This window comes from Brevundimonas vesicularis, from assembly GCF_044807075.1.
Lineage (GTDB): Bacteria > Pseudomonadota > Alphaproteobacteria > Caulobacterales > Caulobacteraceae > Brevundimonas > Brevundimonas vesicularis_G.
The window spans coordinates 1851048-1874967 of the sequence record NZ_CP085234.1; the positions used below are offsets into that span (position 1 = coordinate 1851048).

Sequence of the window (23920 nt, forward strand, 5' to 3'; positions counted from 1 at the left end):
AGACCTTTCGTCCCGCCGTGGTGTCAACAGTGAACCATTTTCCGTTCAGACGGTTAGCCAAGCCAGACTTTACGGAGAGGGCTGGCATGAGCACCCATGGACTGAAGGACGCGGTCGTTAGACCGTTGCATTGGTTATTGCTGGCGTTTCCGATCGCGCTGTTCACCTTCGCCCTGTTCACCGACATCGCCTATCTGAAGACGGCCGAGGTTCAGTGGACCAATTTTTCGGCCTGGCTGATCACTGGAGCGCTGGTGCTCGGCGGTGTCGCTGGCCTGTTTTCGATCTTGGATTTCGTCGTCGGTCTGCGCCACGGACGGTCTCGGCGGGCGACGGTGCATCTGGTCGCCCTCGCGCTGGCCTGGGTGCTGGGGCTGGTGAACGCCTTTAAACACAGCCAGGACGCCTGGAGCTCCGTCGGAGCCTTCGGTCTGATCCTGTCCATCCTCTGCACAATCCTGGTCCTGGTCGCCGGCTGGACCGCCTATGCCGCGCGGGAGAGCGTCCGATGAACAAGAATCTGCTCGCCGCCAGCGCCGCCACCCTGGCCATGGCTCTGACGGTCGCGTCGTGCGGCAACGCCAGCGATGCGAAACTGAACCAGACCGGCGCGACGCCCGATCTGCCCAAGGTCAATGAGACGCTGGTGCCGCCGATGAAGATCAGCCCGCCGGCAGGCTGGAACGGCGAGACGCCGACGGTGCCGCAGGGCTTCACTATCGCTCCCTTCGCCACCAATCTGAAGATTCCGCGCCAGATGCTGGTCCTGCCGAACGGCGACGTGCTGATCGCAGAGGGGCGCGGCGGCCATGCGCCCGCCATGCGGCCCAAGGATGTGATCGCCGGCGTCATCAAGAAGCAGGGCAACACCAAGATCAAAGGCGGCAACCGCATCACCCTGGTGCGCGACGCGAACAACGACGGCACGCCCGAACTGCGGACGGTTCTGGTCGACAACCTCGATGCGCCCTACGGCTTGGCTTATGTCGACGGCTATCTTTATGTCGCCGAACAGGGGGCGCTGGTTCGCTTCGCTTTCCAGCCGGGCCAGACCGGCATCGCGACCCCCGCCGAGCGGGTGACGGAACTGCCGTCGCGCATCAACCACCACTGGACCAAATCTCTAACCGCAAGTGCGGACGGATCGAAGCTGTATGTCGGCACAGGCTCGAACTCGAATATCGGCGAGCGCGGCATGGCGGTCGAGGAAGAGCGCGCCACAGTGTGGGAAATCGACCGGGCGACCGGCGCACGTCGCACCATCGCGACCGGCATTCGCAATCCGACGGCCCTGGCCATCGAACCGACCACCAATCTGCTATGGTCCGTGGTCAATGAGCGCGACGAACTGGGGCCGCAACTTGTCCCAGACTATTTGACCCAAGTGCGCAACGGGGCCTTCTACGGCTGGCCCTACAGCTATTGGGGCCAGAACCGGGATCCGCGCGTGATGCCGCAGAACCCTGAGATGATCGCAAAGGCGATCAAGCCGGACTACGCCCTGGGATCGCACGTCGCCGCCCTGGGCCTGGACTTCGCCCGTAATGGCGGCTTTGGCGGGTCGTTCGCCAACGGCGCCTTTATCGGCATGCACGGCAGCTGGAACCGGCAGGATCCGTCCGGCTACAAGGTCGTATGGGTGCCGTTCAACGCCGGCCGTCCGGCGGGTCAACCCGTCAATTTCGCCACAGGCTTCCTGAAGGACGGCAAGGCGCGCGGGCGTCCTGTCGGCGTGGCGTTCGATGGCAACAAGCGCGTGCTGTTCGTCGCCGACGACCTGTCGAACACGGTGTGGCGCATCGCGCCTGCGCGCTAAGTCGACCTCCCTCTCCCAGCGAGGGCGAGGGAGGTCACTATTGTCGTCAAGAAATAGCCGAATCAGAAAAGTCCCCGGCTGCTAGCAACCGGGGGCGTTTTTTATAGGTCTGAGCTTTGGCCTATGGCGTGAAGTCGATAGTCCGTTCAAACGGAGCATCGACGGGGCGGCCTCGGTCCATGATCGGGGCGACCTGTGCGCCATTCATCAGTGCCAGGGCGGCTTCGCCGAAGCCCATGCCGGGGCGGGTCTCTTCCAACACCACGCAGTCCGTGACATGACCAGACGCCAGCGCGGTGCAGCGCAGGCGCACGCTGAAGCGGTCGCTACCTTCGGCCTTTGTGGCGACGGCGCGTTCGATGGCGGGTTGAGGCGCGCTATACAGGGCCGTGTCCTTGAGCAGCGGTCCGGTCGGGGCGCCCAGCAGGGCCGTCATCAATGTCAGGCTGAAAGTCAGTGTCATGGCAGGCCTCGTTCGCCATCTATTAAGATTTGAACGAGACCTCCGTTCCCCGAACTTTCAAAAACGCGTTGGTGTGGGCCGAAAAACACACAGGCTGTTCTGAGCCAGATTAATACGGCCTCAAGCTGGACTGTTGTGCCTGACACAGGGTCTTCAGCCATGACCGCACGGTGCGCAGACGCGCGGTGTCGTGGACGTCGCGGTGGGTGGCCAGCCAGAAGCGGCGCTCGATCAGGATCGACGGCAGGACGCGCACCAGACCCTCGGCCAGGAAGCACGGCAGCACGCCGACACCGCCCCCGGCGGCGATGATCTCCCGCTGCGCCCGGATCGAAGACGAGGCGACGTGGGGCGCGAGCCCCGGCTGAATCTCGTCCAGATAGCGGAGCTCGGGCGCATAGATCAGATCGTCGATATAGCCGACGATGTCGAAGCGGCTCAGGTCGTCGATGGTCTTCGGAACGCCGTTGCGGTGCAGATGATCGGGCGAGGCGTAGAGAGCCAGCTGATACGGCGTCAGCGGCTCGACGATCAGGCGTGCAGCATGCGGCGCGGCCAGGGTGATCGCCATATCGACCTCTCGGCGCGTCGGCGACAGGAAGCCGGACGTGGCCGCCAGCTCGATCCTTAGACCCGGATGGGCCAGACGCAGCGCGGGCAGGGCGGGGGCCATCAGGGTGACGCCAAACCCCTCGGACGCACTGACGCGCACCACACCGGCGGGCGCGTCGGGCTGGGTCACGCGGCCGGCGGCCTCCATCGCGCTTTCGGCCTCCAGGCCGATATCGAGCAGCTGGGCGCCGGCGGCGGTCAGCTGAAGCCCGGTGGTCGAGCGGACGACCAGGGTGGACTTCAGCGCGCTTTCCAGCCGGGCGACTCGACGCCCGACCGTGGCGGCGTCCACGCCCAACCGCTGCGCCGCGCCGCCCAGCGAGCCGGCGCGCGCGGCCGCGATGAAGATGCGCAGATCGTCCCAGTCATACATGGTCGTCAAACTGTCTTGCAAAAACGCAGAATGCTGCCTGCAACTTTGCATTATCGACCGGCGCGCGGGGGTGATAGCCATAGCCGCAACAAAAGAACCAACAGGGACACCCAGGCCATGCGCGACATTCGCCACTTCATCGACGGTGCGGCTTTCGATGGCGCGTCCGGACGCTTCAGCGACGTGTTCAATCCCAACACCGGGGATGTGCAGGCCCGCGTCCAACTGGCGACGACCGGCGAGGTCGATCGTGCGGTCCAGGCGGCGCAGAACGCCTTTGACGGTTGGGCCTCGACCAATCCTCAACGTCGCGCCCGCGTCATGTTCGACTTCAAACGCCTGGTCGAGGCGCGGATGGACGAACTGGCCGAACTGCTGTCCAGCGAGCACGGCAAGGTCATCGCCGACTCCAAGGGCGACATCCAGCGTGGGCTTGAGGTGATCGAATTCGCCTGCGGCATCCCCCATGCGCTGAAGGGCGAATACACCCAAGGCGCCGGCCCCGGCATCGACGTCTATTCGATGCGTCAGCCGCTGGGCGTGGTGGCGGGCATCACCCCGTTCAACTTCCCGGCCATGATCCCGATGTGGATGTTCGGCGTCGCCATTGCGGTGGGCAACACCTTTGTGCTGAAGCCGTCCGAGCGCGATCCGTCGGTGCCGGTGCGTCTGGCCGAACTGATGCTGGAAGCCGGAGCGCCGAACGGCGTGCTGAACGTGGTGCACGGCGACAAGACGGCGGTGGACGCCATCCTGACCCATCCGCTGGTCCATGCCGTCAGCTTCGTCGGTTCGTCGGACATCGCTCACTATGTCTATCAGACGGGCGCCGCCAACCATAAGCGCGTCCAGGCGATGGGCGGCGCCAAGAACCACGGCATCGTCCTGCCCGACGCCGACATGGATCAGGTGATCAAGGACCTGACGGGCGCCGCCTATGGGTCGGCCGGCGAACGCTGCATGGCCCTGCCAGTCGTGGTTCCGGTCGGTCAGAAGACCGCCGACGAACTGCGAGAGCGTCTGGTGGCGGAAATCCCGTCGCTGAAGGTTGGGGTCTCCACCGACGCTGAGGCCCATTACGGGCCCGTTGTGACCCAAACGCACAAGGAGCGCGTGCTGGGCTGGATCGAAAAGGGCGTGCAGGAAGGCGCCGAACTGGTCGTCGACGGCCGCGACTTCAGCCTGCAGGGTCACGAGAAGGGCTATTTCATCGGTCCGTCGCTGTTCGATCATGTCAAGCCGACCATGGAGTCCTACCGCGAGGAGATCTTCGGCCCAGTGCTGCAGATCGTGCGCGCCGAAAGCTTCGAGGAGGCCCTGTCCCTGCCGTCGCAGCATCAATACGGCAACGGCGTCGCCATCTTCACCCAGAACGGCCGCGCAGCGCGCGACTTCGCCGCCCGAGTGAACGTCGGCATGGTCGGCATCAATGTGCCGATCCCGGTGCCGGTCGCCTATCACACCTTCGGCGGCTGGAAGCGTTCGGCCTTCGGCGACATCAACCAGCACGGCATGGAGGGCCTGCGGTTCTGGACCAAGACCAAGACCGTGACGGCCCGCTGGCCGGACTCGGCGCTGGAGCATTCGGACAGCTCGTTCGTCATTCCGACGATGCGCTGAGGCCGTCATGGACTTCGCTCTCAACGACGATCAGCGCGCCATTCAGGACGCCGCCCGCGCCTTCGCCGAGGCCGAGCTGGCGCCCCATTCGGCCCGCTGGGACGAGGACAAGCATTTCCCCGTCGCGGTGATGAAGCAGGCGGCCGAGATGGGCTTCTGCGGCATCTACACGGCTGAGGAGCACGGCGGCATGGCCCTGGGCCGGGTCGAGGCGGCGGTGATCTTCGAAGAGCTGTCGCGCGGCGACGTGGCGACGGCGGCCTTCATCTCGATCCACAACATGGCGACATGGATGATCGATCGCTTCGGGTCGGACGATCTGCGCGGCCGGTTCGTGCCGTCGTTGGTCGGGATGGAGAAGATCGCCTCCTATTGTCTGACCGAGCCGGGCTCGGGGTCGGATGCGGCGGCGCTGCGGACCACGGCCGTGCGCGACGGCGACCACTATGTGCTGAACGGCTCCAAGGCCTTCATCTCCGGCGCGGGCACGTCGGACGTCTATGTCGTCATGGTCCGTACGGGCGGCGAGGGTCCAAAGGGCGTCAGCGCGATCGTGGTCGAGGCCGGCACGTCGGGCCTGTCGTTCGGCGCGCAGGAAAAGAAGATGGGCTGGAACGCTCAGCCGACCGCCATCGTCCAGTTCGACGACTGTCGCGTGCCGGTCGCCAATCTGCTGGGCGAAGAGGGGGCGGGCTTCCGCTACGCCATGGCCGGTCTGGACGGCGGACGGCTGAACATCGCCGCCTGTTCGCTGGGCGGGGCGCGGCTGGCGCTGGAGACGGCGCAGGAGTACGTCGCCACCCGCAAACAGTTCGGCCGGCCGATCGGCGAGTTCCAAGCGCTGCAGTTCCGGCTGGCGGACATGGCCACGGATCTGGAGGCGGCGCGACTGATGGTGCTGCGCGGCGCCTGGGCCATCGACACCGACCATCCGGAAAGGACGAAGTGGTGCGCCATGGCCAAGCGCCTGGCCACCGACGCCTGTTTCCAGATCGCCGACGAGGCCCTGCAACTGCACGGCGGCTATGGCTATCTGAAGGACTATCCGCTGGAACGGATCGTCCGCGACCTGCGGGTCCACCGCATTCTGGAAGGCACCAACGAGATCATGCGGGTGATCATCGCGCGGGAGATGACCAAGTGAGCGAAGCCGAGGTCGTCACCCGGATCGAAAACGGCGTGGGTCGCATCACCCTGAACCGACCCAAGGCGATCCATGCGCTGAACCGGACGATGTGCGAGGCGATGACACAGGCGCTGCTGGCCTGGCGCGGCGACGCGGCCGTCCACTCCGTGCTGATCGACCATGCCGGCGAGCGCGGCTTTTGCGCGGGCGGCGACATTCGCATGATCGCCGAGAGCGGGGCGGGCGATGCGTCGGAGGCCAAGGCCTTCTTCCTGGCCGAGTACCGGCTGAACCATCTGATGTTCGACTATCCCAAGCCGATCATCGCCATCGTGGACGGCATCGTCATGGGCGGCGGGGTCGGCATTTCCGAGCCGGCCGACATTCGTGTGGCGACCGAGCGCACCACCTACGCCATGCCCGAGACCGGGATCGGCCTCTTTCCCGACGTGGGCGGCGGCTGGTTCCTGCCGCGCCTGCCGGGCCAGACCGGCGTCTGGCTGGCGCTGACAGGCGCGCGGCTGAAGGCGGCCGATACGGTGGCCCTAGGCATCCACACGCACTTCGTGCCCGCGGATCGCGTCGCGGCGCTGAAGGCCGATCTGATGGGCGAAGCCGCCGATCCGTCGTCCGGCATTGCGCGCCACGCCGGGGACGCGGGGCCTGCGCCGCTGTCGGCCCACCGCGAGGCCATCGACCGTCTGTTCGCCTTCGACACGGTTGAAGAGATTTTCCAGGCGCTTGAGGCGGACGGCTCGGACTGGGCGCTGAAGCAGCTGGAAACCCTGAAGACCAAGTCGCCGCAGTCGCTGAAGGTCTCGCTGCGCCAGATCCGCACCGGCGCCCGGCTGAACAGCTTCGCCGACAATATGGCGATGGAATACGCCCTGGGCGGCCGCGTGGTGCGCACCCACGACTTCCAGGAAGGCGTGCGGGCTGTGATCGTGGACAAGGACAATGCGCCGAAATGGTCCCCGGCGGACCTGTCAGGCGTGACCGACGAGACGCTGGATGCGCTGTTCGCGCCGCTGCCGAACAATGAAAAATGGACGCCTCTGGCCTGACCACGGCGCCGACAAAGGGAGAGACATCATGACCAAGATCGCCTTCATCGGCCTGGGCAATATGGGCGGCGGCATGGCCGCGAACCAAGCCAAGGCGGGCCACGCGGTCGCCGCCTTCGATCTGTCGGCGCAGGCGCTGGAGCGGGCCGCGTCTGCGGGGTGCGTCCCGGCCGGATCGGTCGCCGAGGCGGTCAAGGACGCCGAGGTGGTGATCACCATGTTGCCTGCCGGCCCGCACGTCTTGAAGGTCTATGCCGAACAGATCATCGGCGCGGCGCCGTCGACCGCCCTGCTGCTCGACTGTTCGACCATCGATGTCGAGACGGCGCGCAAGGTCGCCGGTCTTGCCAAATCGGCCGGCTACGCCTTTGCAGACGCGCCCGTGTCAGGCGGCACGGCGGCGGCGGATGCGGGCACGCTGGCCCTCATGGTTGGCTGCGACGAGGGCGACTTCGCCCGCGTCGAGGCGGCGCTGGAACCGATGAGCCGCATCACCATCCGCGCTGGCGATCATGGCGCAGGGCAGGCGGCCAAGATTTGCAACAACATGCTGCTGGGCATTTCCATGCTGGGCACGTGCGAGGCCATCGCCCTGGCCGAAAAGCTGGGCCTGGATCCTGAACGGTTCTTCGAGATCGCGTCCAAGTCGTCGGGTCAGTGCTGGAGCGTGACCAGCTACTATCCCTGGCCGGGTCCGGTGCCGACCGCGCCGTCCAACCGCGACTATCAGGGCGGTTTCGCCACGTCCATGATGTTGAAGGACCTGAAGCTGGCCCAGGACGCAGCGGCGAAATCCGGCGCCTCGACGCCGCTGGGCGCACAGGCCGAGGCGCTTTACGCCCTGTTCGACGGTATCGGGCACGGCGGCCGCGATTTCTCCGCCATGCTGCAGATGCTGCGCGGCAAGCTGGATGAGCTTAAACCGGCATAGATTCGCCGTTCGCATTGTGATTGCGGCCCGTGCAGCTTCGGCGGCGCGGGTCTTTTCGTATGCGGCCGCGGCCGTGACGCGGATCGCCGGCTGTTAGTGCGACCAAGGCGCGCGCCTGCCGCGTTCGCCTTGTTTCCTCCGCCGGACTGAGCCTGTGAAGAGCGCAGTCAAAGCAGCGACTTAGCTTTCGTTGCCCGTTGGCACGCCTCCAGCAGAGATTGAAAATCGCCTGAAATGTGGCTGAACGGCGCTTGCGGCGCACATTGCTCCTGTGTCATGTAACCGCTTACATCGCCTATCGACGGATCTTCGAAAAGGGGCCGGGACGATAGGGAGCAGGGAGAATCGCATTGGACATGGCCGCGCCTAGCGCTGCGTCTGCACGGCAGGAGGGCCAGCCCTTCGCCAAGGCCGCCACCATGCGCGACGTGGCCGAACGCGCCAATGTGTCGGTGGCTTCCGTCTCTCGTGTGCTGAACGGCCTGGGCGTTACCTCGGATGCGACGCGCCAGCGCGTGCTCGATGCAGTCGAGGACCTTCGCTATGTCCCGCACTTCGGCGCCCGCAGCCTGTCGACCAGCAAGAACGACACGATCGGCGTCATCCTGCCCGACCTGTTCGGCGAGTTCTTCTCCGAGCTGATCCGGGGCATGGATCTGGCCGCCCGCGCTCACGGCAAGCATCTGATCGTTTCCAGTTCGCATGACGGCGCGGAAGACACCCTGGCGGCCGTGCGTTCGATGCGCGGGCGCGTGGACGGGATGATCGTGCTGTCGCCGCATCTGGGCGCGGCGAATCTGTCGTCCGAATTCGCCGGTCGGATGCCGGTGCTTCTGATGAACGGCGGCGCGGCCGAGCCGGGCCGGGCGTCCATCATGATCGACAACCATGGCGGCGCCGTCGCCGCGGTCCAGCATCTGCGGTCCACCGGCCGCAGGCGCATCGCCCACATTCGCGGCGCCGCCGGCAACATCGAGGCGGACACGCGCGCGGCCGGATACGCGGCGGCGCTGGATGGTCATGACCCGATCATCGTCGAGGGCGACTTCTCCCAGGCCTCGGGCCATCGCGCGGCGACCCAGCTTCTGTCCATGACGGAACGGCCCGACGCCGTCTTCGCCGCCAATGACATGATGGCCGTCGGCGCGCTTCTGGCCTTCCAGGAAGCCGGCGTGCGCTGCCCCGAAGACATCGCCGTCGTCGGCTTCGACGACGTGCCTATCGCCGCCCTGATGCGGCCCGCGCTGACCACCATGCGCGTCAACATCGCGGAAATCGGCCGAAGGGGCGTCGAACGCCTGATCGGCCTGGTCCAAGCCGGCGCGACCGCCGACGCCACGGACACCGCTTGCGAAATCGTTCGGCCGATCCTGGTCGAACGCCAGTCCACCGCGGCGGCCTCGTCCGCCAGGTTCAACAAAGGGTAGGCCAGCCATGTCGCTGAAAACCGATCCCATCAGGAGGGGAGAGCTCAGGATGACCCAGTTCAACACGCGTAAAGCCGCCTTGGCCGCCGCATCGGCGCTTGCCATCAGCATGGCGGTTGTCGGCGGGGCGCAGGCGCAGACGTCCAGTTCCAGTCTTCGCGGGGCTGTGACAGAATCTGGCCAGCCCGCGCCAGGCGCAGTGGTGACAGCAGTCGATGTGGGGTCGGGTTTCTCGGCCAGGGCGACCGTTCGTGCCGACGGCACCTATGTGATTTCGGGCCTTCGTCCTGGTAGTTACCGGGTTACCGTGACAACCCCGGATGGCGAGACCAGCACCGAGACTGTCAATATCGCTGTCGCCGCTGACGTGACCCCCGTTTCTCATCCAGCCATAACGAGAGTCCTTGGTTGATCTGAACTGGGGTTGGCGGGGTTGGCAATAGGCCGGTCTGAGCAGCCATCAACCAGCGCAGCAGACCGGCCGCTCTGTCCGGTGAGCGCCTGTGCGTAGGCCTTCGGCGTCAACCATCCCAGCTTCGAGTGAGGCCGGGTTTCGTTGTAGTCGCGCCGCCAGGTTTCGAGGACAGCCCGGGCGTGCGGCAGCGATCGGAACAGCGTCTCATTCAGCAGCTCGTCGCGCAGCCGACCATTGAAGCTCTCGTTGAAGCCGTTCTGCTGAGGCTTGCCCGGCGCGATGTAATGCCAGCTCACGCCGGCGTCGTCGGCCCAGGCCAGGATGGCGTTGGACGTATATTCCGTGCCGTTGTCGCTGATGATCGTATCCGGGCGTCCCCGCCGCAGGATGATGGCGTCCAACTCGCGCGCCACCCGTCGCCCTGACAGCGAGGTGTCGGCGACGAGCCCGAGGCACTCGCGCGTGCAGTTGTCGATCACCGTCAGGATGCGGAAGCGCCGCCCGTCCGTCATCTGGTCGGAGACGAAGTCCAGCGACCAGCGCTGGTTCGCGACCAGGGGAATCTCCAGCGGACGCCGCGTGCCTATGGCGCGTTTGCGCCCGCCGCGCCGGCGCACCGTCAGCTTCTCCTCGCGATAGATCCGCTGGACGCGCTTCTTGTTGACCGCATGCCCCTCGCGCCGAAGCATCACGTGCAGGCGGCGATAGCCGAACCGCCGTCGCTCCTGGGCCAGGGCCTTCAGCCGATCCCGCAGGACGCCGTCGTCCGGTCGCGTCGCCTGATAGCGCACGCTCGTCCGATCCACGCCCAACACCCGGCAGGCCCGCCGTTCGCTCATCGCGTAGGCCGACTGCAGGTGCGCCGCCGCCTCTCGATGCGCAGCGGGCGTCACCACTTTTTTCCCAGCAGATCCTTCAGCGCGACGCTGTCCAGCATCGAGTCCACCAGCATCCGCTTCAGCTTGGCGTTCTCCTCTTCCAGCGCCTTCAGACGCCGGGCCTCTGACACGTCCATGCCGCCATACTTGGCCTTCCACTTGTAGAAGGTCGGTGAGCTCAGCCCGTGCTTCCTGCACAGGTCCGCCACCGGAACGCCGGCCTCCTGCTCGCGCAGGATCCCGATGATCTGCTCTTCCGTGAACCGTGATCGCTTCATTCTGTCCGTCCTTTCGAGGGGCGGACTCTAGCTATTCCTGGAGGAGTTTAAGGGGGTCACGTCAAAGCTGGAGAAGGAACTGTCGGTCTTCGGTAACCAGAAGGTTGGGCTGCAGCTCGACATTCTGAACCTCTTTAACAACCGCAACTTCGGTGGCTACAACGCCTTCATTCCGCCTACCCCTGAAGTGAACGCCGGTTTCGGCCAGCCTACAAATCTGATCACCCGTCCGCGGAGCATTCAGGTCGGCCTGCGCTACTCCTTCTAAACTCCCGAGCTTGGGCCGTCTTTCGCTTGTCGAAAGGCGGCCTTTCTTTTTCGATTGAGACCCAGTGAGCGTGCCCATGAATCGTCGAAACTTCCTGATGCGGACCACCACAGGCGCGGCGGCTCTGGCCGTTGGATTTCCGGTGATGGCGGCGGCGCAGCAGGCGGCGGCGACGGGGGCGGTCAATGGGACGCAGAGACGGCCGATGCGGCTGGATCAGGAGATCGAGGAGCTTCAGGAGCGGACGTTCCGGTGGTTCGAGAAGGTCACGGATCGCAAGACTGGTCTGACGCCGGATCGCTGGCCGACGCCGTCCTTCTGTTCGGTGGCGGCGGTCGGGTTCGCCCTGACCTGCTGGCCGGTGGGTGTCGAGCGCGGCTGGATGAGCCGGGCCGAGGCGCGTGAGCGGACCCTGACGACGCTGCGCTTCTTCCATGACCTACCGCAGGGCCCGGAGGCCAGCGGCACGGCGGGATACAAGGGCTTCTTCTACCACTTCCTGGATATGGAGACGGGGCTTCGTTACCGGACCAACGAACTGTCCACCGTCGATACGGCGCTGCTGATCGGCGGCATGCTGTTCGCCGCCCGCTACTTCGACGGCCGTCATGCCGATGAGGCGGAAATCCGTCAGAAGGCCCAGGCCATCTATGAGCGGATCGAATGGCCGTGGGCCGTGATCCGCGACAACCGCATCACCATGGGCTGGCACCCCGAGAGCGGCTTTATTCCCTCCGACTGGCACGTCTATAACGAGGGCATGCTGTTGCTGCTGCTGGCCATCGGCAGCCCGACCCATCCGGTGTCGGTCAATGTCTGGCACGAATGGGCGGCCAGCTACGACGAGAGCTGGACCGATCGCTGGGGCAGCTGGCACCTGAATTTCGCCCCCATCTTCGGGCACCAGTACAGCCATATGTTCATCGACTTCCGCGGCATTCAGGACGCCTGGATGCGCGGGCAGTCGGCCCAACTGGGCGAATACTTGGACTATTTCGAAAACAGTCGCCGCGCCGTCTACGCCCAGCAGAAATACGCCCACGACAACCCTGGCGGCTGGGCCGGCTATTCGTCCGAGGTCTGGGGCCTGACGGCCTGCGACGGGCCGGGCGACTTCAAACAGGTCATCGACGGCAAGGAGCGCGAGTTCTTCAGCTATTCCGCGCGCGGTCCCGGCGAGCGTGACGACGGCACCATCGCGCCGACGGCGGCGGCCAGCTCTATCGCCTTCGCGCCCGAGATCGTCGTTCCCTGCGTCAAGGCGATGAAGGCGCGCTATGGTGCGGGCGTCTATACCGAGTGGGGCTTCCTCGACAGCTTCAATCCGACACTGACGGTGCGCGACGGACCGCTGCAGCACGGCAAGATCGTGGACGGCATGGGCTGGGTGGACGGCGACTATCTGGGTATCGACCAAGGGCCGATCGTCATCATGACCGAGAACCACAGGTCCGAGTTTGTGTGGCGCTTCATGCGGGGCGAGCCCAATATCCGCCGCGCGCTCGACATCGCGGGCTTCACCGGCGGCTGGATGAACGGATGAGTTTGACGGCCCCCAGGCCCCATCTTGATAGACGCGGCGCTCTGGCGTTGATGGCGGGAGGGGCGGCTGCGGCCTGTACCCCGCGCCGCGAAGGCGAGACCGTGCTGCGCTTCTGGGCCATGGGCAACGAGGGCGGGACGGTGGGCCAGTTGATGCCCGAGTTCGAGCGCCGAAATCCGGGCGTCCGCGTCTCGGTCCAGCCCCTGCCGTGGACGGCCGCGCACGAAAAGCTGCTGACCGCCTATGCCGGGGCCTCGCTGCCGGACGTCAGCCAGATCGGCAATACCTGGGTGGCGGAGCTGACCGCCATCGGCGCCCTGTCGCCGACCCCGCCCGAGGCCGCGAACCTGCTGACCGACCAGTTTCCGGCGGTGCTGGAGACCAACGAGATCGCCGGCCGCGCCATGACTACGCCCTGGTATGTCGACACGCGGCTGTTGTTCTATCGCAAGGATCTGCTGTCGCGGGCCAGCTTCGACGCCCCGCCCGAGAACTGGGCCGAATGGAAGCGGGCCATGCATGCGATCAAGCGTGTGGCGGGCGGCGACAACTACGCCATCCTGCTGCCGTTGAACGAGTTCGAGCAGCTTCTGACCTTCGGGCTTCAAATCGATGAGCCGCTGCTAAGGGATCGGGATACGCGCGGAAACTTCTCCAACCCCGGCTTCGTCGCGGCCCTGGCCTTCTACAAGAGCCTGTTCGACGAGCAATTGGCGCCGCTGGCCTCGTCGACCCAGATTTCGAACGTCTGGACCGAGTTCGCCAGGGGCTATTTCAGCTTCTACTTCTCCGGGCCTTGGAGCGTGGGCGATTTCCGCAGCAAGCTGCCCGCGTCTTTCCAGCCGAACTGGGCCACGGCGGGCGTGCCGGGACCGAATGGCCTGGGCGCTTCGGCGCCGGGCGGGTCCAGCCTGGCGGTATTCAAATCCTCCCCGCATCAGGAGGCGGCCTGGGCCCTGGTCCGCTATCTGTCGGAGCCGTCGGTGCAGGCCCGGTTCAACACCATCGTCGGCGATCTGCCCGCACGTCAGAGCGCCTGGGACATCGCGAGGGTGGAGCGCGACCCGATGCTGGCGCCGTTCCGGGGCCAACTGGCGCGCGCCAAGGCCGTGCCCAAGGTGCCGGAATGGGAGCGGATCGTCACGGAGATGCAGATCGTCGCCGAACGGATGGTGCGCGGCGAATATACGCCCGAGACCGCCGCCGCCGAGATCGACCGCCGCGCCGACCGGCTGCTGGAGAAACGCCGCTGGATGATGGAACAGGGCAGGGCCGTATGACCGTGGTCGATCCGACACTGGCCCAGGTCAGGCCGTCGCGCGGACGCGGCGCGCGCGAGCGGGCGGCATGGGCCTTCGTCGCCCCGGCCATGCTCGCCATCGGCCTCTTCTTCGCCATTCCGGTGATCGCGGCCCTGCTGCTCAGCCTGACCGACTTCGACATCTACGCCTTGGCGAACCTGGACAATCTGCGTTTCGTCGGCCTGCAGAACTATGAGCGGCTTCTGACCAATCCCCTGTTCTGGGGGGCGATGGAGAACACCCTGACCTTCGCCGTCCTCGGCGTGCCCCTGTCCATCGCGGCGTCCCTGGCGGCGGCGGTGATCCTGAACGCGCGGGTCGTGAAGTGGCGGCCGATCTGGCGGGTGATGTTCTTCGCCCCCTATGTCACGACCCTGGTCGCGACGGCGGTGGTCTGGCGCTATCTGCTGCACACCCGCTACGGCGTCATCAACTGGGGGTTGGAAAGCATTGGCCTGCCGGCCGTGGACTGGCTGGGCGATCCATCGACCTCCATTCCGGCGATCCTGATGTTCGTGGTCTGGAAGATCTTCGGCTACAATATGCTGATCTTTCTGGCGGTGCTTCAGACCGTGCCGGACGATCTGTACGAGGCCGCGCGCATCGACGGCGCCGGGCCGTGGAAACAGTTCCGCCATGTGACCCTGCCGGCCATCGCGCCGACCATGCTGCTGGTCTCGATCATCTCGGTCGCCAGCTTCTTCCAGCTGTTCGCCGAACCCTATGTGATGACCCAGGGCGGGCCGGCCCAGAGCACGGTGACGGTGCTCTACTTCATGTACGAAGAAGGCTTCAAATGGTGGAATCTGGGGTCCGCCAGCGCCGTCGCCTTCGTCCTGTTCCTGTGCATTCTGGCCATCACCCTGGTCCAGCTGGCGGTCGCCAAGCGGGTGGGGGCGTATCAATGAAACTCCGCGCTATCCTGCTCAATCTGGCCGTCGGCCTCATCGCCCTGATCGTCCTGTTTCCGCTGGTCTGGATGGTGTCGGTCAGCTTCATGGCGACCGGCGAGGCGGCCGTCTTCCCGCCGCCGCTGCTGCCCTCGCACTGGACGCTGGAGCATTATCGCGACCTGTTCCTGAACCAGGGCATGGGGCGGTATCTGTGGAACGGTTTCGCCCTGGCGACACTGGCGACGATCCTGGCGCTCAGCTTCACGGTTCCGGCCGGATACGCCTTCGCAAAGCTGAAGTTCGCCGGGCGCGAGCGGCTGTTTCAATTCCTGGTCGCCGCCCTGGTGGTGCCGGCCCAGATCGGGACCCTGCCGCTGTTTCTGATGTTGAAGTCGATGGGGCTGGTGAACACCTATGCCGGGGCGCTGGTGCCTTGGCTGGCGTCCATCTTCGGCCTGTTCCTGGTGCGCCAATATGCGCTGAGCATTCCCGACGAGATGTTGGAGGCCGCGCGGATCGACGGCGCCAGCGAGGGCCAGATCTTCCGCCGCGTGGTCCTGCCGACCTTGCAGCCGATCATCGTGACCCTGGGCCTGTTCGTCTTCCTGGGCAGTTGGAACGACTTCCTTTGGCCGCTGATCATCCTGACGGACCAGTCGAACTATACCCTGCCGGTGGCGCTGGCGGCCCTGTCGCGTGAGCATGTGCAGGACATCGAACTGATGATGGCCGGCGCCGTCGTCACGGTCGCGCCCGTGCTGATCCTCTTCCTCGCCCTGCAACGCTACTACATCCGCGGTATGCTCGCGGGCAGCGTGAAGGGCTGACCAGAACTGCGAGTTTCCATGCGTAACCTCCTGCTGGCCGCCGCCTCGGTCCTGACCCTCGCTCTGGCCGCGCCCGCCGTCGCCCAGGAGACGCGCGTTCTCGACAGCATGGACGACGTGGCGCGGTGGGAGGCCAGCGCCTCGACCGACGTTCACGCCGCCGTCTCCGCCGTCGCCGGCCATGACGGGCGGGCGGTGCGGCTCGATTACGATTTCGACGGCAAGGCGGGCTATGCGGTGCTCAGCCGGCCGTTGCCGTTCGACCTGCCCGAGAATTACGAGATCGGCTTCTGGGTGCGGGGCGCAGGGCCGACCAACACCTTCGAGGTCAAGCTGACCGACGCCTCGGCCGACAATGTCTGGTGGAAGCAGACAGCGCGCTACGATTTCCCAGACGGCTGGACCCGGTTCGTGATCAAGCGTCGGCAGGTCTCGAAAGCCTGGGGACCAAGCCCTGAAACCATTCTGCGTCGCGCCGAGCGGGTCGAGTTCGTCGTCGTCGCGGCCGAGGGCGGCAAGGGCTCGGTCGAGATCGAACAGCTAACCCTGCGCGCCCTGCCGGTCGATCCGCCGGTGCCACCCCAGCCGGTCGCCAGCGATGGGCGCGCAGAGACGACTGCGGCCAGCGCCGTCGATCTCGACCCGAAAACCGCCTGGACCCCGCCGGTGGACGAGGCCTCGGCCCTGACGCTGGACCTGGGCTACGAGCGCGAGTTCGGCGGCCTGACCCTGCGCTGGGGCGAGCGGGGCGCGGCGAGCGACTATCGCGTTTCGGCCTCCCTGGATGGGCGCGAGTGGCGGCCGCTGACGACGATCACGGGCGGCAATGGCGGCATTGACTGGCTGAGGACGCCCGAGGCGACGGCGCGCTGGCTGAGACTGGAACCGCTGAAGCCCGCTCCGGCGCCGGACGTGGTCGGTTCATCCGGCGCGGGCCAACGACTCGGCGCGACCCAGGCGACGACCTATGCCCTGAACGAGATCGAGGTCGAACCGCTGGCCTTCGGCGCAGATCCCACAGTGTTCCTTGAGGCGGTGGCCAAGGAGAACCGGCGCGGCCTTTACCCGCGCGGCTTCTCCGGCGAGCAGTCATACTGGACCCTGGTCGGTGTCGATGGGGGCGGGGAGAGCGGCCTGATCGGCGAGGACGGCGCCATCGAGCTGCGCCGCGCCGGACCCAGTATCGAACCCTTCGTCGTCGACAACGGCCGGCTGATCACCTGGGCCGACGTCAATATCGAACAGGGGCTGAAGGACGGCGACCTGCCGATCCCGTCCGTGACCTGGGCCACCGACGACTGGACGCTGAAGATCACCAGCTTCGCCGACGGGCAGGCGGATCAGGCGCAGCTCTGGGGTCGTTACGACCTGACCAACACCTCCAGCCGGCCGCGCACCCTGACCCTGGCCCTGGCGGCGCGCCCGATGCAGGTGAATGCGCCGCGTCAGTTCCTGGCCATTCCCGGCGGCGTCAGCCCGGTGGAGACGATCGGCTGGGACGGCGCCGCACTGAAGCTGAACGACACGGTGCGGGTGCAGCCGCTCGCGGCGCCGGATCAGGTCGCGTTGGCGACCTTCGACGCCGGCAGCGATCCGCAGTCCCTGATCCTGCCGTCTGCGCGGCGACCGGCCGCCGAGCTCATGACGACGACCGACGCCACGAGTCTGGCCGCCGGCGCCCTGACGTACGAGGTGACGCTGCAACCCGGCGAGACGCGCACGGTCGGTTGGGTGTCGCAGCTATCCGGCGACGCCTTGGCGCCCGAGCCGGTGGGACAGGCGGCGGCTGTGCTGGAGGCGGTCGAGACACGGCTGGCGGCTGAGTGGCGCGCGAAACTGGATCGGGTGGACCTGACCTTGCCGCCTGCCGCCCAGAGGATCGAGGACGCGCTGAAATCCTCGCTGGCCCATATGCTGATGTCGCGTCAGGGGCCGATCCTCCAGCCCGGCACCCGCAGCTACAACCGCTCCTGGATCCGTGACGGGGCCATGATGGCCGAGGGGTTGGATCGGCTGGGCATGGCCGAGCATTCGGCCGATTATCTGCGCTGGTACGCACCCTATGTGTTCGAGAACGGCAAGGTCCCGTGCTGCGTCGACGCACGCGGCGCCGATCCGGTGACCGAGAACGACAGCCACGGCGAGTTCGTCTTCCTGGCCGCCGAAACCTATCGCTACACCAAGGACGAGGCCCTGCTGCGCCAGGTCTGGCCGCAGGTGCAGAAGGCGATCGCCTATATGGACGAACTGCGCGCCTCCACTCGCACCGCCGCCTTCCAAGCGCCGGACCAGCGTCACCTGTACGGCCTGCTGCCCCCGACGATCAGCCACGAGGGTTATTCGGACAAGGCGGCCTATTCCTACTGGGACGATTTCTGGGGATTACTGGGCTACAAGGATGCGGTCTTCATCGCCGAAACCCTGGGCGATGCGGACGCCGCCGCCCGCTATGCGGCGGCGCGCGATCAGTTCGCCGCCGACATCCGCGCGTCGATCACGGCGACGGCGGCCTATCATGGCATCGACTGGATCGCGGGCGCCGCCGACCGGGGCGATTTCGACGCCACCTCGACCACCATCGCTCTGTCGCCAGCGGGCGAACAGGATCATCTGCCGCCCGAGCTTCTGGCGCGAACCTTCGACCGCTATTGGGAAAACTTCCAGAACCGTTTGACCAACCGCACGGCGTGGAAGGACTACACCCCCTACGAATGGCGGCTGGTCGGCGCCTATGTGCGGCTGGGTCAGAAGGACCGGGCGCTGGAGGTGCTGGACTTCCTGATGGCCGACCGTCGGCCCGAGGCCTGGAACGGCTGGGCCGAGGTGGTGGGCCGCGAAAAACGCGAGCCGCGCTTCATCGGCGACATGCCGCACGCCTGGATCAGCTCGGACTATATCCGCTCGGCGTTGGACCTGTTCGCCTACGAGCGGGACCGCGATCACGCCCTGGTGCTGGCGGCCGGCGTGCCGGAGGCGTGGCTGGACACCGCTGAGGGGGTCGGCGTGCGGGATCTGCGCACCGCCTATGGGCCGCTGACCTACGCCTATCGAAAGGAAGGCCAGGGTTACGTCCTCACCCTGGGCGACGGCGCGACGCCGCCGGGCGGCTTCGTGCTCCAATGGCCGGCGGGGCAGCGACGGCCGGAGCGGGCACGGATCGACGGTCGTGCGGCGACGTGGTCGGGTGATGAACTGGTCATTCCGGCAGGGGCGCGGCGGGTCGAGTTGCGCTGAAGAAAGCCTTCCCTTCTCCCATTTGGAGAAGGTGGCCCGAAGGGCCGGATGAGGGTCGGCCAGTAGGCCAGGTCGCACCATCCGACCCTCACCCTTTCGCGCGAAGGACGATCGCTACGCTCTCGGGCGCTCAAGCCCTCTCCCAATGGGAGAGGGGTCAGAGGCGGCTGAAGGCCTTGCCGGTCGCGTCGAACAGGTGCGCCTGTTTTGCGGGCACGTGCAGCGTCAGGCGTTCCCCCGTCTTGGCCCGCAGTTCGCCCGCCAACTGAACCGTCAGCGTGTCTGGCGTCGCCGGATGCTTCAGGTGCGCCATGGTGGTGGCGCCCAGGGTTTCGACGAACATGACCTCGGCGCTTAGGGCGTCGCCGTCGTCGTTGAGGGTCAGATGCTCGGGACGGACGCCCAGGGTGACGGCGTCGCCGGGCTTGGCCGAAGCGGCGTCCACGGCGATCCGGATCGTCTCTCCGGCGGACGCCTTCACCGTCGCGCCGGTCGCCGACGCCTCGACGATCTCGGCCGTCAGCAGGTTCATCTTGGGACTACCGATGAAGCCGGCGACGAACAGGTTGGCGGGGTGTTCGTACAGGTCCATCGGCGCGCCGACCTGTTCGATCCGCCCGGCGTTCAGCACCACGATCCGGTCCGCCAGGGTCATGGCCTCGACCTGGTCGTGGGTGACGTAGATCATGGTGGTCTTCAGCTCGGCATGCAGCCGTGCGAACTCATAGCGCATCCGCACGCGCAGGGCGGCGTCCAGGTTCGACAGGGGCTCGTCGAACAGGAAGACCTCGGGCTCGCGCACGATGGCGCGGCCGATGGCGACGCGCTGGCGCTGGCCGCCGGACATCGCCTTGGGCTTGCGATCCAGGTAGTCGGTGATGCTAAGCGCCTCGGCGGCGGCGCGCACGCGGCGATCGATCTCGCCCTTGTCCGTCTTGGCCAGCTTCAGGCCGAAGGCCATGTTCTCGTAGGCGGTCATGTGCGGATAGAGCGCATAGGACTGGAACACCATGGCGATGCCCCGGTCCGACGGCGAAAGGTCGTTGACCACGCGGTCGTCGATCAGAACCTGGCCCGTCGTCGCCTCTTCCAGCCCGGCGATGGTGCGCAGCAGGGTGGACTTGCCGCAGCCCGAGGGACCGACGAAGACCACGAACTCGCCGTCGGCGATCTCCAGATCGACGCCCTTTAGCACCTCAACGGCGCCGAACGCCTTCTTCACGTCGACCAGACGGACGTTCGCCATGCTTCCTGCTTCCCTGACCCGTTTTGTTTTGCCGCACCGTAACCGGTTACATGGCGGGATCAATGCCGGACGACGTCTCGCCGACAACTGAAATTGCAAAACTGCAAAATTGGGCTTTCGCAAAAACGACGCGCTGGATAGAAGCCCGCTGCCAATCGCGGGGGAGTATCCGAATGACAAAGCGCAACGTCTTGATGACGACAGCCTCGATCGTCTGGCTGGCGACGGCTGTGGCCGCCCAGGCTCAGGAGGCGTCGCGCGTGGACGATGTGGTCGTCACCGGCTCTCGGATCGCGGGCGGCGAGCGGATCGCCCCGGTAGAGACCGTGGCCCGCCAAACAATCGCCGCCGCCGGGATCGCCGATGCGTCTCAGTTGGTCCGGCTGGTCACGGCCAACTCGGGCTCCGAGGCCCAGGTCGATCAGCTGAACCAGCCGCAAAGTTCGGGCACGGCCCAGTTCAACCTGCGCAATCTCGGCCTCGGCTCGACCATGGTCCTGGTGGACGGCCAGCGCTGGACCAACAGCGCCGTGGTGGCGACGGACGGCTCGGGCTTCGTCGACATCAACTCGCTGGTTCCGATGATCGCGCTCCAGCGGGTCGAGGTGGTCAAGGACGGCGCCTCGGCGGTTTATGGCTCGGATGCGGTGGCGGGCGTGGTCAACTTCATCACCCGGCGCGGCGTGGACCGCCCCGAGATCAGCGCCAAATACGCCGTCGCCGACGGGTCGGAAGAGAGCGTGATCGAGGCTGTCGGTGGGCTGAAACTGCTGGGCGGCGACCTGACGCTGGCGGCCTCGCATTTCCATCGTTCGGCCCTGGGATCGGACGAGCGGGACTTCACCCAGGCCGAACGCTATGGCCGCGCGGCCTGGACGGCGGTGACGAGCTATGGCCAGCCGGGCTCCTATTTCCGACCCAGTCGCAATGGGTTTTCGCCCGATCCGGCCTGCGGCGATCCGGCGTTCGGCAGCGCCTATCGGAACTCGCCCACCGACGCCTTCTGTCGGCTGGACTATTCGGACTTCTTCGACCTGGTCCCGGAGGAGACGCGCACGCAGCTGTTCGCGGATTACCGACGGCCTTTGGGCGACATGGCCCTGACGCTGCAAGGGGCGTGGTCAGCGACGAACACCATTGCGCGCCAGTCGCCGTCGCTGCCGATCCTGGCGCGGTCGCTGACGGTGCCGGCGAGCCATCCCGACAATCCGTTCGGCGAGGCGGTGCTGTTCCGGGGGCGGCTGCTGGGAGCGGAGGCCGGCGCGTCGCAGGCCGAGTTCGACTATCGCACCTGGCGTCTGGCGGCGGGGCTCGATGGGCGTTTCGGCAATGGCTGGACCTGGAACCTGTCGGCGACCAGCAGCCGCCAGCACGTCGCCTATGACAAGCCCGACACCATCGGCAGCGCCTTGCAGAATGCGCTGAACGGCCTGGGCGGAGCGGGCTGTAATCCGGCGACGGGGACGCCCGGCGTCGGGGGTTGCCAGTATTTCAACCCGTTCGGCAGCGCCTATCTGGGGACCGGGACGGCGAACAGCGCCCCGCTGATCGACAGCCTGATCGGCTCGACCGGCCTGCGGGGCGCGGCGACCCTGACGACGGCGGATGCCTCGACCAGCGGCGAGGCCCTGGCCTGGGCCGGCGGGTCTGTCGATATCGCCGTCGGCGCCCAGTATCGCCGCAGCGGCTTCCGTCACGACTGGAGCGACTTGGTCAACCGCGGCGATCTGCTGACGGCGGGCGTGTCGCCGGACTTCGAGGGCGATCAGGAAGCCTTGGCCGCCTTCGCCGAGGCCCGCCTCCACCTGGGCGACCGGATCGAGGCGCAGCTCGCCGGGCGCTACGAATCCTATGACGGGAACCAGGGGCGGTTCAGCCCCAAGGCCGCGATCCGCTGGGATGTCACCGACGCCCTGGCCCTGCGCGCGTCGTGGGGACAGGGGTTCCGCGCGCCGTCGGTCTATGCCCAGTCGGGGGCGCAGGCGTCGCAGCCGTCGGTGTTCGACCGGGGGGCGTTCGTCTTTGTCAACACCCTGACTTCGGGCCGGGCCGACCTGAAGCCCGAGAAGTCCGAGAGCCTGAACCTGGGCGCGGTCTGGACGCCGATCGAGGGGCTGGAACTGGGCGTGGACGCCTGGCGGTTCGACTATGCCGATCAGGTGGTCAAGGAGTCGGCCCAGGCCCTCATCAACCAGGCGGCGGCCGATACGGCGGCGGGGCGGACCGGCACGGAGGCGCAGAGCCGCATCACCCGTTCGCCCAGCGGCGCCCTGACCTTCGTGCAGCTGTATTTCGTCAACGCCTCGTCCATCGAGACCCAAGGGATCGACCTGTCGGCCCGCTATCGGCGCGGTCTGTGGGGCGGGGAGGCGACGGCCTCTGCGACCTGGACCTATGTGGACGCCTACGACATCCGGCTGGACGCGTCGGCCGCCAAGGTGTCGGGCGTCGGTTCGACCAACCTGAACAACATCGGCCGGTCCCTGCCGCGCAATCGTGGGGAGTTCGCCTTGGGCTGGAGCGGCGGGGCGAACGCGGTGACGGCCCTGGTCCACTATACCGACGGCTACGCCAATGACCGCAGCGGCATAACCGACGCCAGCGTCGCCAGCCAGACGACGGTCGATCTGCTCTACCGTCGCACGATCGGCGCCGATCTGGATCTGTCGGTCGGGGTGGTCAATGTGGCGGACAAGGCACCGCCGCTGGCGCAGTTCGCCTTTGGCTATGACCCGGTGGTGGCCGATCCGCGCGGGCGGGTGGTCAGCATCGGCCTGAGCAAGCGGTTCTGACCAAGCGGTTCCGATCGGCGGTTGCGCGGTCAACCGGGCGGTGTATGCATCCCCTAGGGGAGAATCCGATGACCGACGGCGAGACGACGCGCAAACAGGCGTTCAAGGACCTGTCAGAGGACACGCTGGGCTTTGGCGGGGCCGAGGTGCGGACCGCGCGCGATCTGCTGGTGCGGCCCCGGCTGGTCCTTCAGGCCTGGATGATCGAGGGGCCGACCGGGGGCGGGCGCTACGCCAAGCCGCTGAAGCTGTATCTGGCGCTGAACGCGATCCTGATGCTGGTGGTGTTCCTGCGCGGCGGTTTGAGCTTCTATCTGGAAAGCATGCCGGCCGATGTTCTGAACCCCCTGCTTCAGGAAGCGGGCAAGTCGCGCGACGCCTTCATGTCGGACGCCGACGGCTGGATGTCGCTGGTGGCCGTGCCCATCATGGCGCCCTTCTACGCTCTGGCCGCCATGCCGCTGTTTCGCCTTTACGACGCCGAGGACCTGGGCCTGAGACGCGGGTTCAGGGCCGCCTTCGCCTATCTGAACGCCTGGACCGTGCCGATGTTGCCGCTGGCCTGGTTCATGTTCAGTCCCGGCCCTCTGGCGGCGGCGTGCAGCCTTTTGATGCTGGCCTTGGGCGTCGTGGCCTTCATGCGGATGGGCCGTGGACGGTGGTATCGGAGCGTGGTCCCCGGCTTGGCCAAGGCCTTCGCCGTGATGATCGCCATCGGCCTGTCCAGCGTCATCGCGACCTTCATCGTCATGGTCATCGGCGTCTTCGCCGGATTTGCGGCCTAGACGGTCACCCGACAAAAACACCGTCTAA

At 66.6% G+C, this 23920-nt stretch carries 19 protein-coding genes; 15 read left to right on the top strand and 4 right to left on the bottom strand.

Features of this window, described 5'->3' with window-relative positions:
* The first annotated feature begins 86 nt into the window (after window positions 1-86).
* Together LG306_RS09240 and LG306_RS09245 are read left to right on the top strand one after the other, a co-directional pair.
* A complete protein-coding gene (locus LG306_RS09240; protein ID WP_404413877.1) occupies window positions 87-512 on the top strand; it encodes a DUF2231 domain-containing protein in 426 nt (141 codons plus the stop codon).
* Window positions 509-1816, top strand: coding sequence for a PQQ-dependent sugar dehydrogenase (locus LG306_RS09245; RefSeq protein ID WP_404413879.1), 1308 nt, complete (start codon window positions 509-511; stop codon window positions 1814-1816). The genes LG306_RS09240 and LG306_RS09245 overlap by 4 nt, the downstream gene beginning before the upstream one ends.
* A 121-nt stretch (window positions 1817-1937) precedes the next feature.
* Here the strand turns inward: LG306_RS09245 and LG306_RS09250 are convergent, their stop codons facing one another.
* Window positions 1938-2279 (bottom strand): TonB family protein, encoded by a 342-nt coding sequence (locus LG306_RS09250; RefSeq protein ID WP_404413881.1) that lies wholly within the window; start codon window positions 2277-2279, stop codon window positions 1938-1940.
* A gap of 109 nt (window positions 2280-2388) precedes the next feature.
* Window positions 2389-3264, bottom strand: a complete 876-nt coding sequence (locus tag LG306_RS09255; RefSeq protein WP_404419686.1) for a LysR family transcriptional regulator — start codon at window positions 3262-3264, stop codon at window positions 2389-2391.
* A gap of 117 nt (window positions 3265-3381) precedes the next feature.
* On the opposite strand from LG306_RS09255, the gene LG306_RS09260 reads away from it, so the two are divergent.
* The 6 genes from LG306_RS09260 (at window position 3382) to LG306_RS09285 (ending at window position 9844) form a co-directional block, all read left to right on the top strand.
* Entirely contained in the window at window positions 3382-4884 is a 1503-nt protein-coding gene (locus tag LG306_RS09260) for a CoA-acylating methylmalonate-semialdehyde dehydrogenase (protein WP_404413883.1), read from the top strand.
* 7 nt (window positions 4885-4891) lie between these two features.
* Window positions 4892-6028, top strand: a complete 1137-nt coding sequence (locus LG306_RS09265) for an isobutyryl-CoA dehydrogenase (RefSeq protein ID WP_404413885.1) — start codon at window positions 4892-4894, stop codon at window positions 6026-6028.
* On the top strand, window positions 6025-7074 hold the full coding sequence (locus tag LG306_RS09270; protein WP_404413887.1) for an enoyl-CoA hydratase/isomerase family protein: 1050 nt from the start codon (window positions 6025-6027) through the stop codon (window positions 7072-7074). Before LG306_RS09265 ends, LG306_RS09270 begins: the two co-directional genes overlap by 4 nt.
* 28 nt (window positions 7075-7102) lie before the next feature.
* The gene (gene mmsB / locus LG306_RS09275) at window positions 7103-8005 is read left to right on the top strand and encodes a 3-hydroxyisobutyrate dehydrogenase (RefSeq protein WP_404413889.1); all 903 of its coding nucleotides are present in this window, start codon (window positions 7103-7105) and stop codon (window positions 8003-8005) included.
* Between the two features lie 356 nt (window positions 8006-8361).
* Window positions 8362-9432 (top strand): LacI family DNA-binding transcriptional regulator, encoded by a 1071-nt coding sequence (locus LG306_RS09280; protein WP_404413891.1) that lies wholly within the window; start codon window positions 8362-8364, stop codon window positions 9430-9432.
* A gap of 49 nt (window positions 9433-9481) precedes the next feature.
* Window positions 9482-9844, top strand: coding sequence for a carboxypeptidase-like regulatory domain-containing protein (locus LG306_RS09285; RefSeq protein ID WP_404413893.1), 363 nt, complete (start codon window positions 9482-9484; stop codon window positions 9842-9844).
* On the opposite strand, the gene LG306_RS09290 is transcribed toward LG306_RS09285, so the two are convergent.
* Window positions 9814-11003, bottom strand: a protein-coding gene (locus LG306_RS09290; protein WP_404413560.1) for an IS3 family transposase whose coding sequence is annotated in 2 segments (ribosomal slippage) — window positions 9814-10751 and window positions 10751-11003 — 1191 coding nt in all. Because the reading frame shifts where the segments join, the coding sequence is not laid out codon by codon here. The genes LG306_RS09285 and LG306_RS09290 overlap by 31 nt on opposite strands.
* 344 nt (window positions 11004-11347) lie before the next feature.
* Here LG306_RS09290 and LG306_RS09295 point away from each other — a divergent pair.
* The 5 genes from LG306_RS09295 to LG306_RS09315 are packed head-to-tail and all read left to right on the top strand — an operon-like array spanning window position 11348 to window position 19069.
* Window positions 11348-12814, top strand: a complete 1467-nt coding sequence (locus LG306_RS09295; protein WP_404413894.1) for a glucoamylase family protein — start codon at window positions 11348-11350, stop codon at window positions 12812-12814.
* Complete coding sequence (locus LG306_RS09300) at window positions 12811-14094, top strand: sugar ABC transporter substrate-binding protein (protein WP_404413896.1); 1284 nt, start codon at window positions 12811-12813, stop codon at window positions 14092-14094. The genes LG306_RS09295 and LG306_RS09300 overlap by 4 nt, the downstream gene beginning before the upstream one ends.
* Window positions 14091-15023, top strand: a complete 933-nt coding sequence (locus LG306_RS09305) for a carbohydrate ABC transporter permease (RefSeq protein WP_404413898.1) — start codon at window positions 14091-14093, stop codon at window positions 15021-15023. The genes LG306_RS09300 and LG306_RS09305 overlap by 4 nt, the downstream gene beginning before the upstream one ends.
* The gene (locus LG306_RS09310; protein ID WP_404413900.1) at window positions 15020-15835 is read left to right on the top strand and encodes a carbohydrate ABC transporter permease; all 816 of its coding nucleotides are present in this window, start codon (window positions 15020-15022) and stop codon (window positions 15833-15835) included. Before LG306_RS09305 ends, LG306_RS09310 begins: the two co-directional genes overlap by 4 nt.
* A gap of 18 nt (window positions 15836-15853) precedes the next feature.
* Entirely contained in the window at window positions 15854-19069 is a 3216-nt protein-coding gene (locus LG306_RS09315) for a discoidin domain-containing protein (RefSeq protein WP_404413902.1), read from the top strand.
* 157 nt (window positions 19070-19226) lie between these two features.
* Here LG306_RS09315 and LG306_RS09320 read toward each other — a convergent pair whose 3' ends face one another.
* A complete protein-coding gene (locus LG306_RS09320) occupies window positions 19227-20315 on the bottom strand; it encodes an ABC transporter ATP-binding protein (protein WP_404413904.1) in 1089 nt (362 codons plus the stop codon).
* Window positions 20316-20488: 173 nt separating this feature from the next.
* On the opposite strand from LG306_RS09320, the gene LG306_RS09325 reads away from it, so the two are divergent.
* Together LG306_RS09325 and LG306_RS09330 are read left to right on the top strand one after the other, a co-directional pair.
* Complete coding sequence (locus tag LG306_RS09325; RefSeq protein ID WP_404413906.1) at window positions 20489-23107, top strand: TonB-dependent receptor plug domain-containing protein; 2619 nt, start codon at window positions 20489-20491, stop codon at window positions 23105-23107.
* 68 nt (window positions 23108-23175) lie between these two features.
* Entirely contained in the window at window positions 23176-23892 is a 717-nt protein-coding gene (locus tag LG306_RS09330; protein ID WP_404413908.1) for a hypothetical protein, read from the top strand.
* The last annotated feature ends 28 nt before the right edge of the window (window positions 23893-23920 follow it).

Excerpts from the sequence above, each read along its gene's own strand:
- LG306_RS09240 (WP_404413877.1), top strand. The coding sequence starts at position 87 with ATGAGCACCCATGGACTGAAGGACGCGGTCGTTAGACCGTTGCATTGG.
- LG306_RS09245 (WP_404413879.1), top strand. The coding sequence starts at position 509 with ATGAACAAGAATCTGCTCGCCGCCAGCGCCGCCACCCTGGCCATGGCT.
- LG306_RS09250 (WP_404413881.1), bottom strand. The coding sequence starts at position 2,279 with ATGACACTGACTTTCAGCCTGACATTGATGACGGCCCTGCTGGGCGCC.
- LG306_RS09255 (WP_404419686.1), bottom strand. The coding sequence starts at position 3,264 with ATGTATGACTGGGACGATCTGCGCATCTTCATCGCGGCCGCGCGCGCC.
- LG306_RS09260 (WP_404413883.1), top strand. The coding sequence starts at position 3,382 with ATGCGCGACATTCGCCACTTCATCGACGGTGCGGCTTTCGATGGCGCG.
- LG306_RS09265 (WP_404413885.1), top strand. The coding sequence starts at position 4,892 with ATGGACTTCGCTCTCAACGACGATCAGCGCGCCATTCAGGACGCCGCC.
- mmsB (WP_404413889.1), top strand. The coding sequence starts at position 7,103 with ATGACCAAGATCGCCTTCATCGGCCTGGGCAATATGGGCGGCGGCATG.
- LG306_RS09280 (WP_404413891.1), top strand. The coding sequence starts at position 8,362 with ATGGCCGCGCCTAGCGCTGCGTCTGCACGGCAGGAGGGCCAGCCCTTC.
- LG306_RS09285 (WP_404413893.1), top strand. The coding sequence starts at position 9,482 with ATGACCCAGTTCAACACGCGTAAAGCCGCCTTGGCCGCCGCATCGGCG.
- LG306_RS09295 (WP_404413894.1), top strand. The coding sequence starts at position 11,348 with ATGAATCGTCGAAACTTCCTGATGCGGACCACCACAGGCGCGGCGGCT.
- LG306_RS09300 (WP_404413896.1), top strand. The coding sequence starts at position 12,811 with ATGAGTTTGACGGCCCCCAGGCCCCATCTTGATAGACGCGGCGCTCTG.
- LG306_RS09305 (WP_404413898.1), top strand. The coding sequence starts at position 14,091 with ATGACCGTGGTCGATCCGACACTGGCCCAGGTCAGGCCGTCGCGCGGA.
- LG306_RS09310 (WP_404413900.1), top strand. The coding sequence starts at position 15,020 with ATGAAACTCCGCGCTATCCTGCTCAATCTGGCCGTCGGCCTCATCGCC.
- LG306_RS09315 (WP_404413902.1), top strand. The coding sequence starts at position 15,854 with ATGCGTAACCTCCTGCTGGCCGCCGCCTCGGTCCTGACCCTCGCTCTG.
- LG306_RS09320 (WP_404413904.1), bottom strand. The coding sequence starts at position 20,315 with ATGGCGAACGTCCGTCTGGTCGACGTGAAGAAGGCGTTCGGCGCCGTT.
- LG306_RS09325 (WP_404413906.1), top strand. The coding sequence starts at position 20,489 with ATGACAAAGCGCAACGTCTTGATGACGACAGCCTCGATCGTCTGGCTG.
- LG306_RS09330 (WP_404413908.1), top strand. The coding sequence starts at position 23,176 with ATGACCGACGGCGAGACGACGCGCAAACAGGCGTTCAAGGACCTGTCA.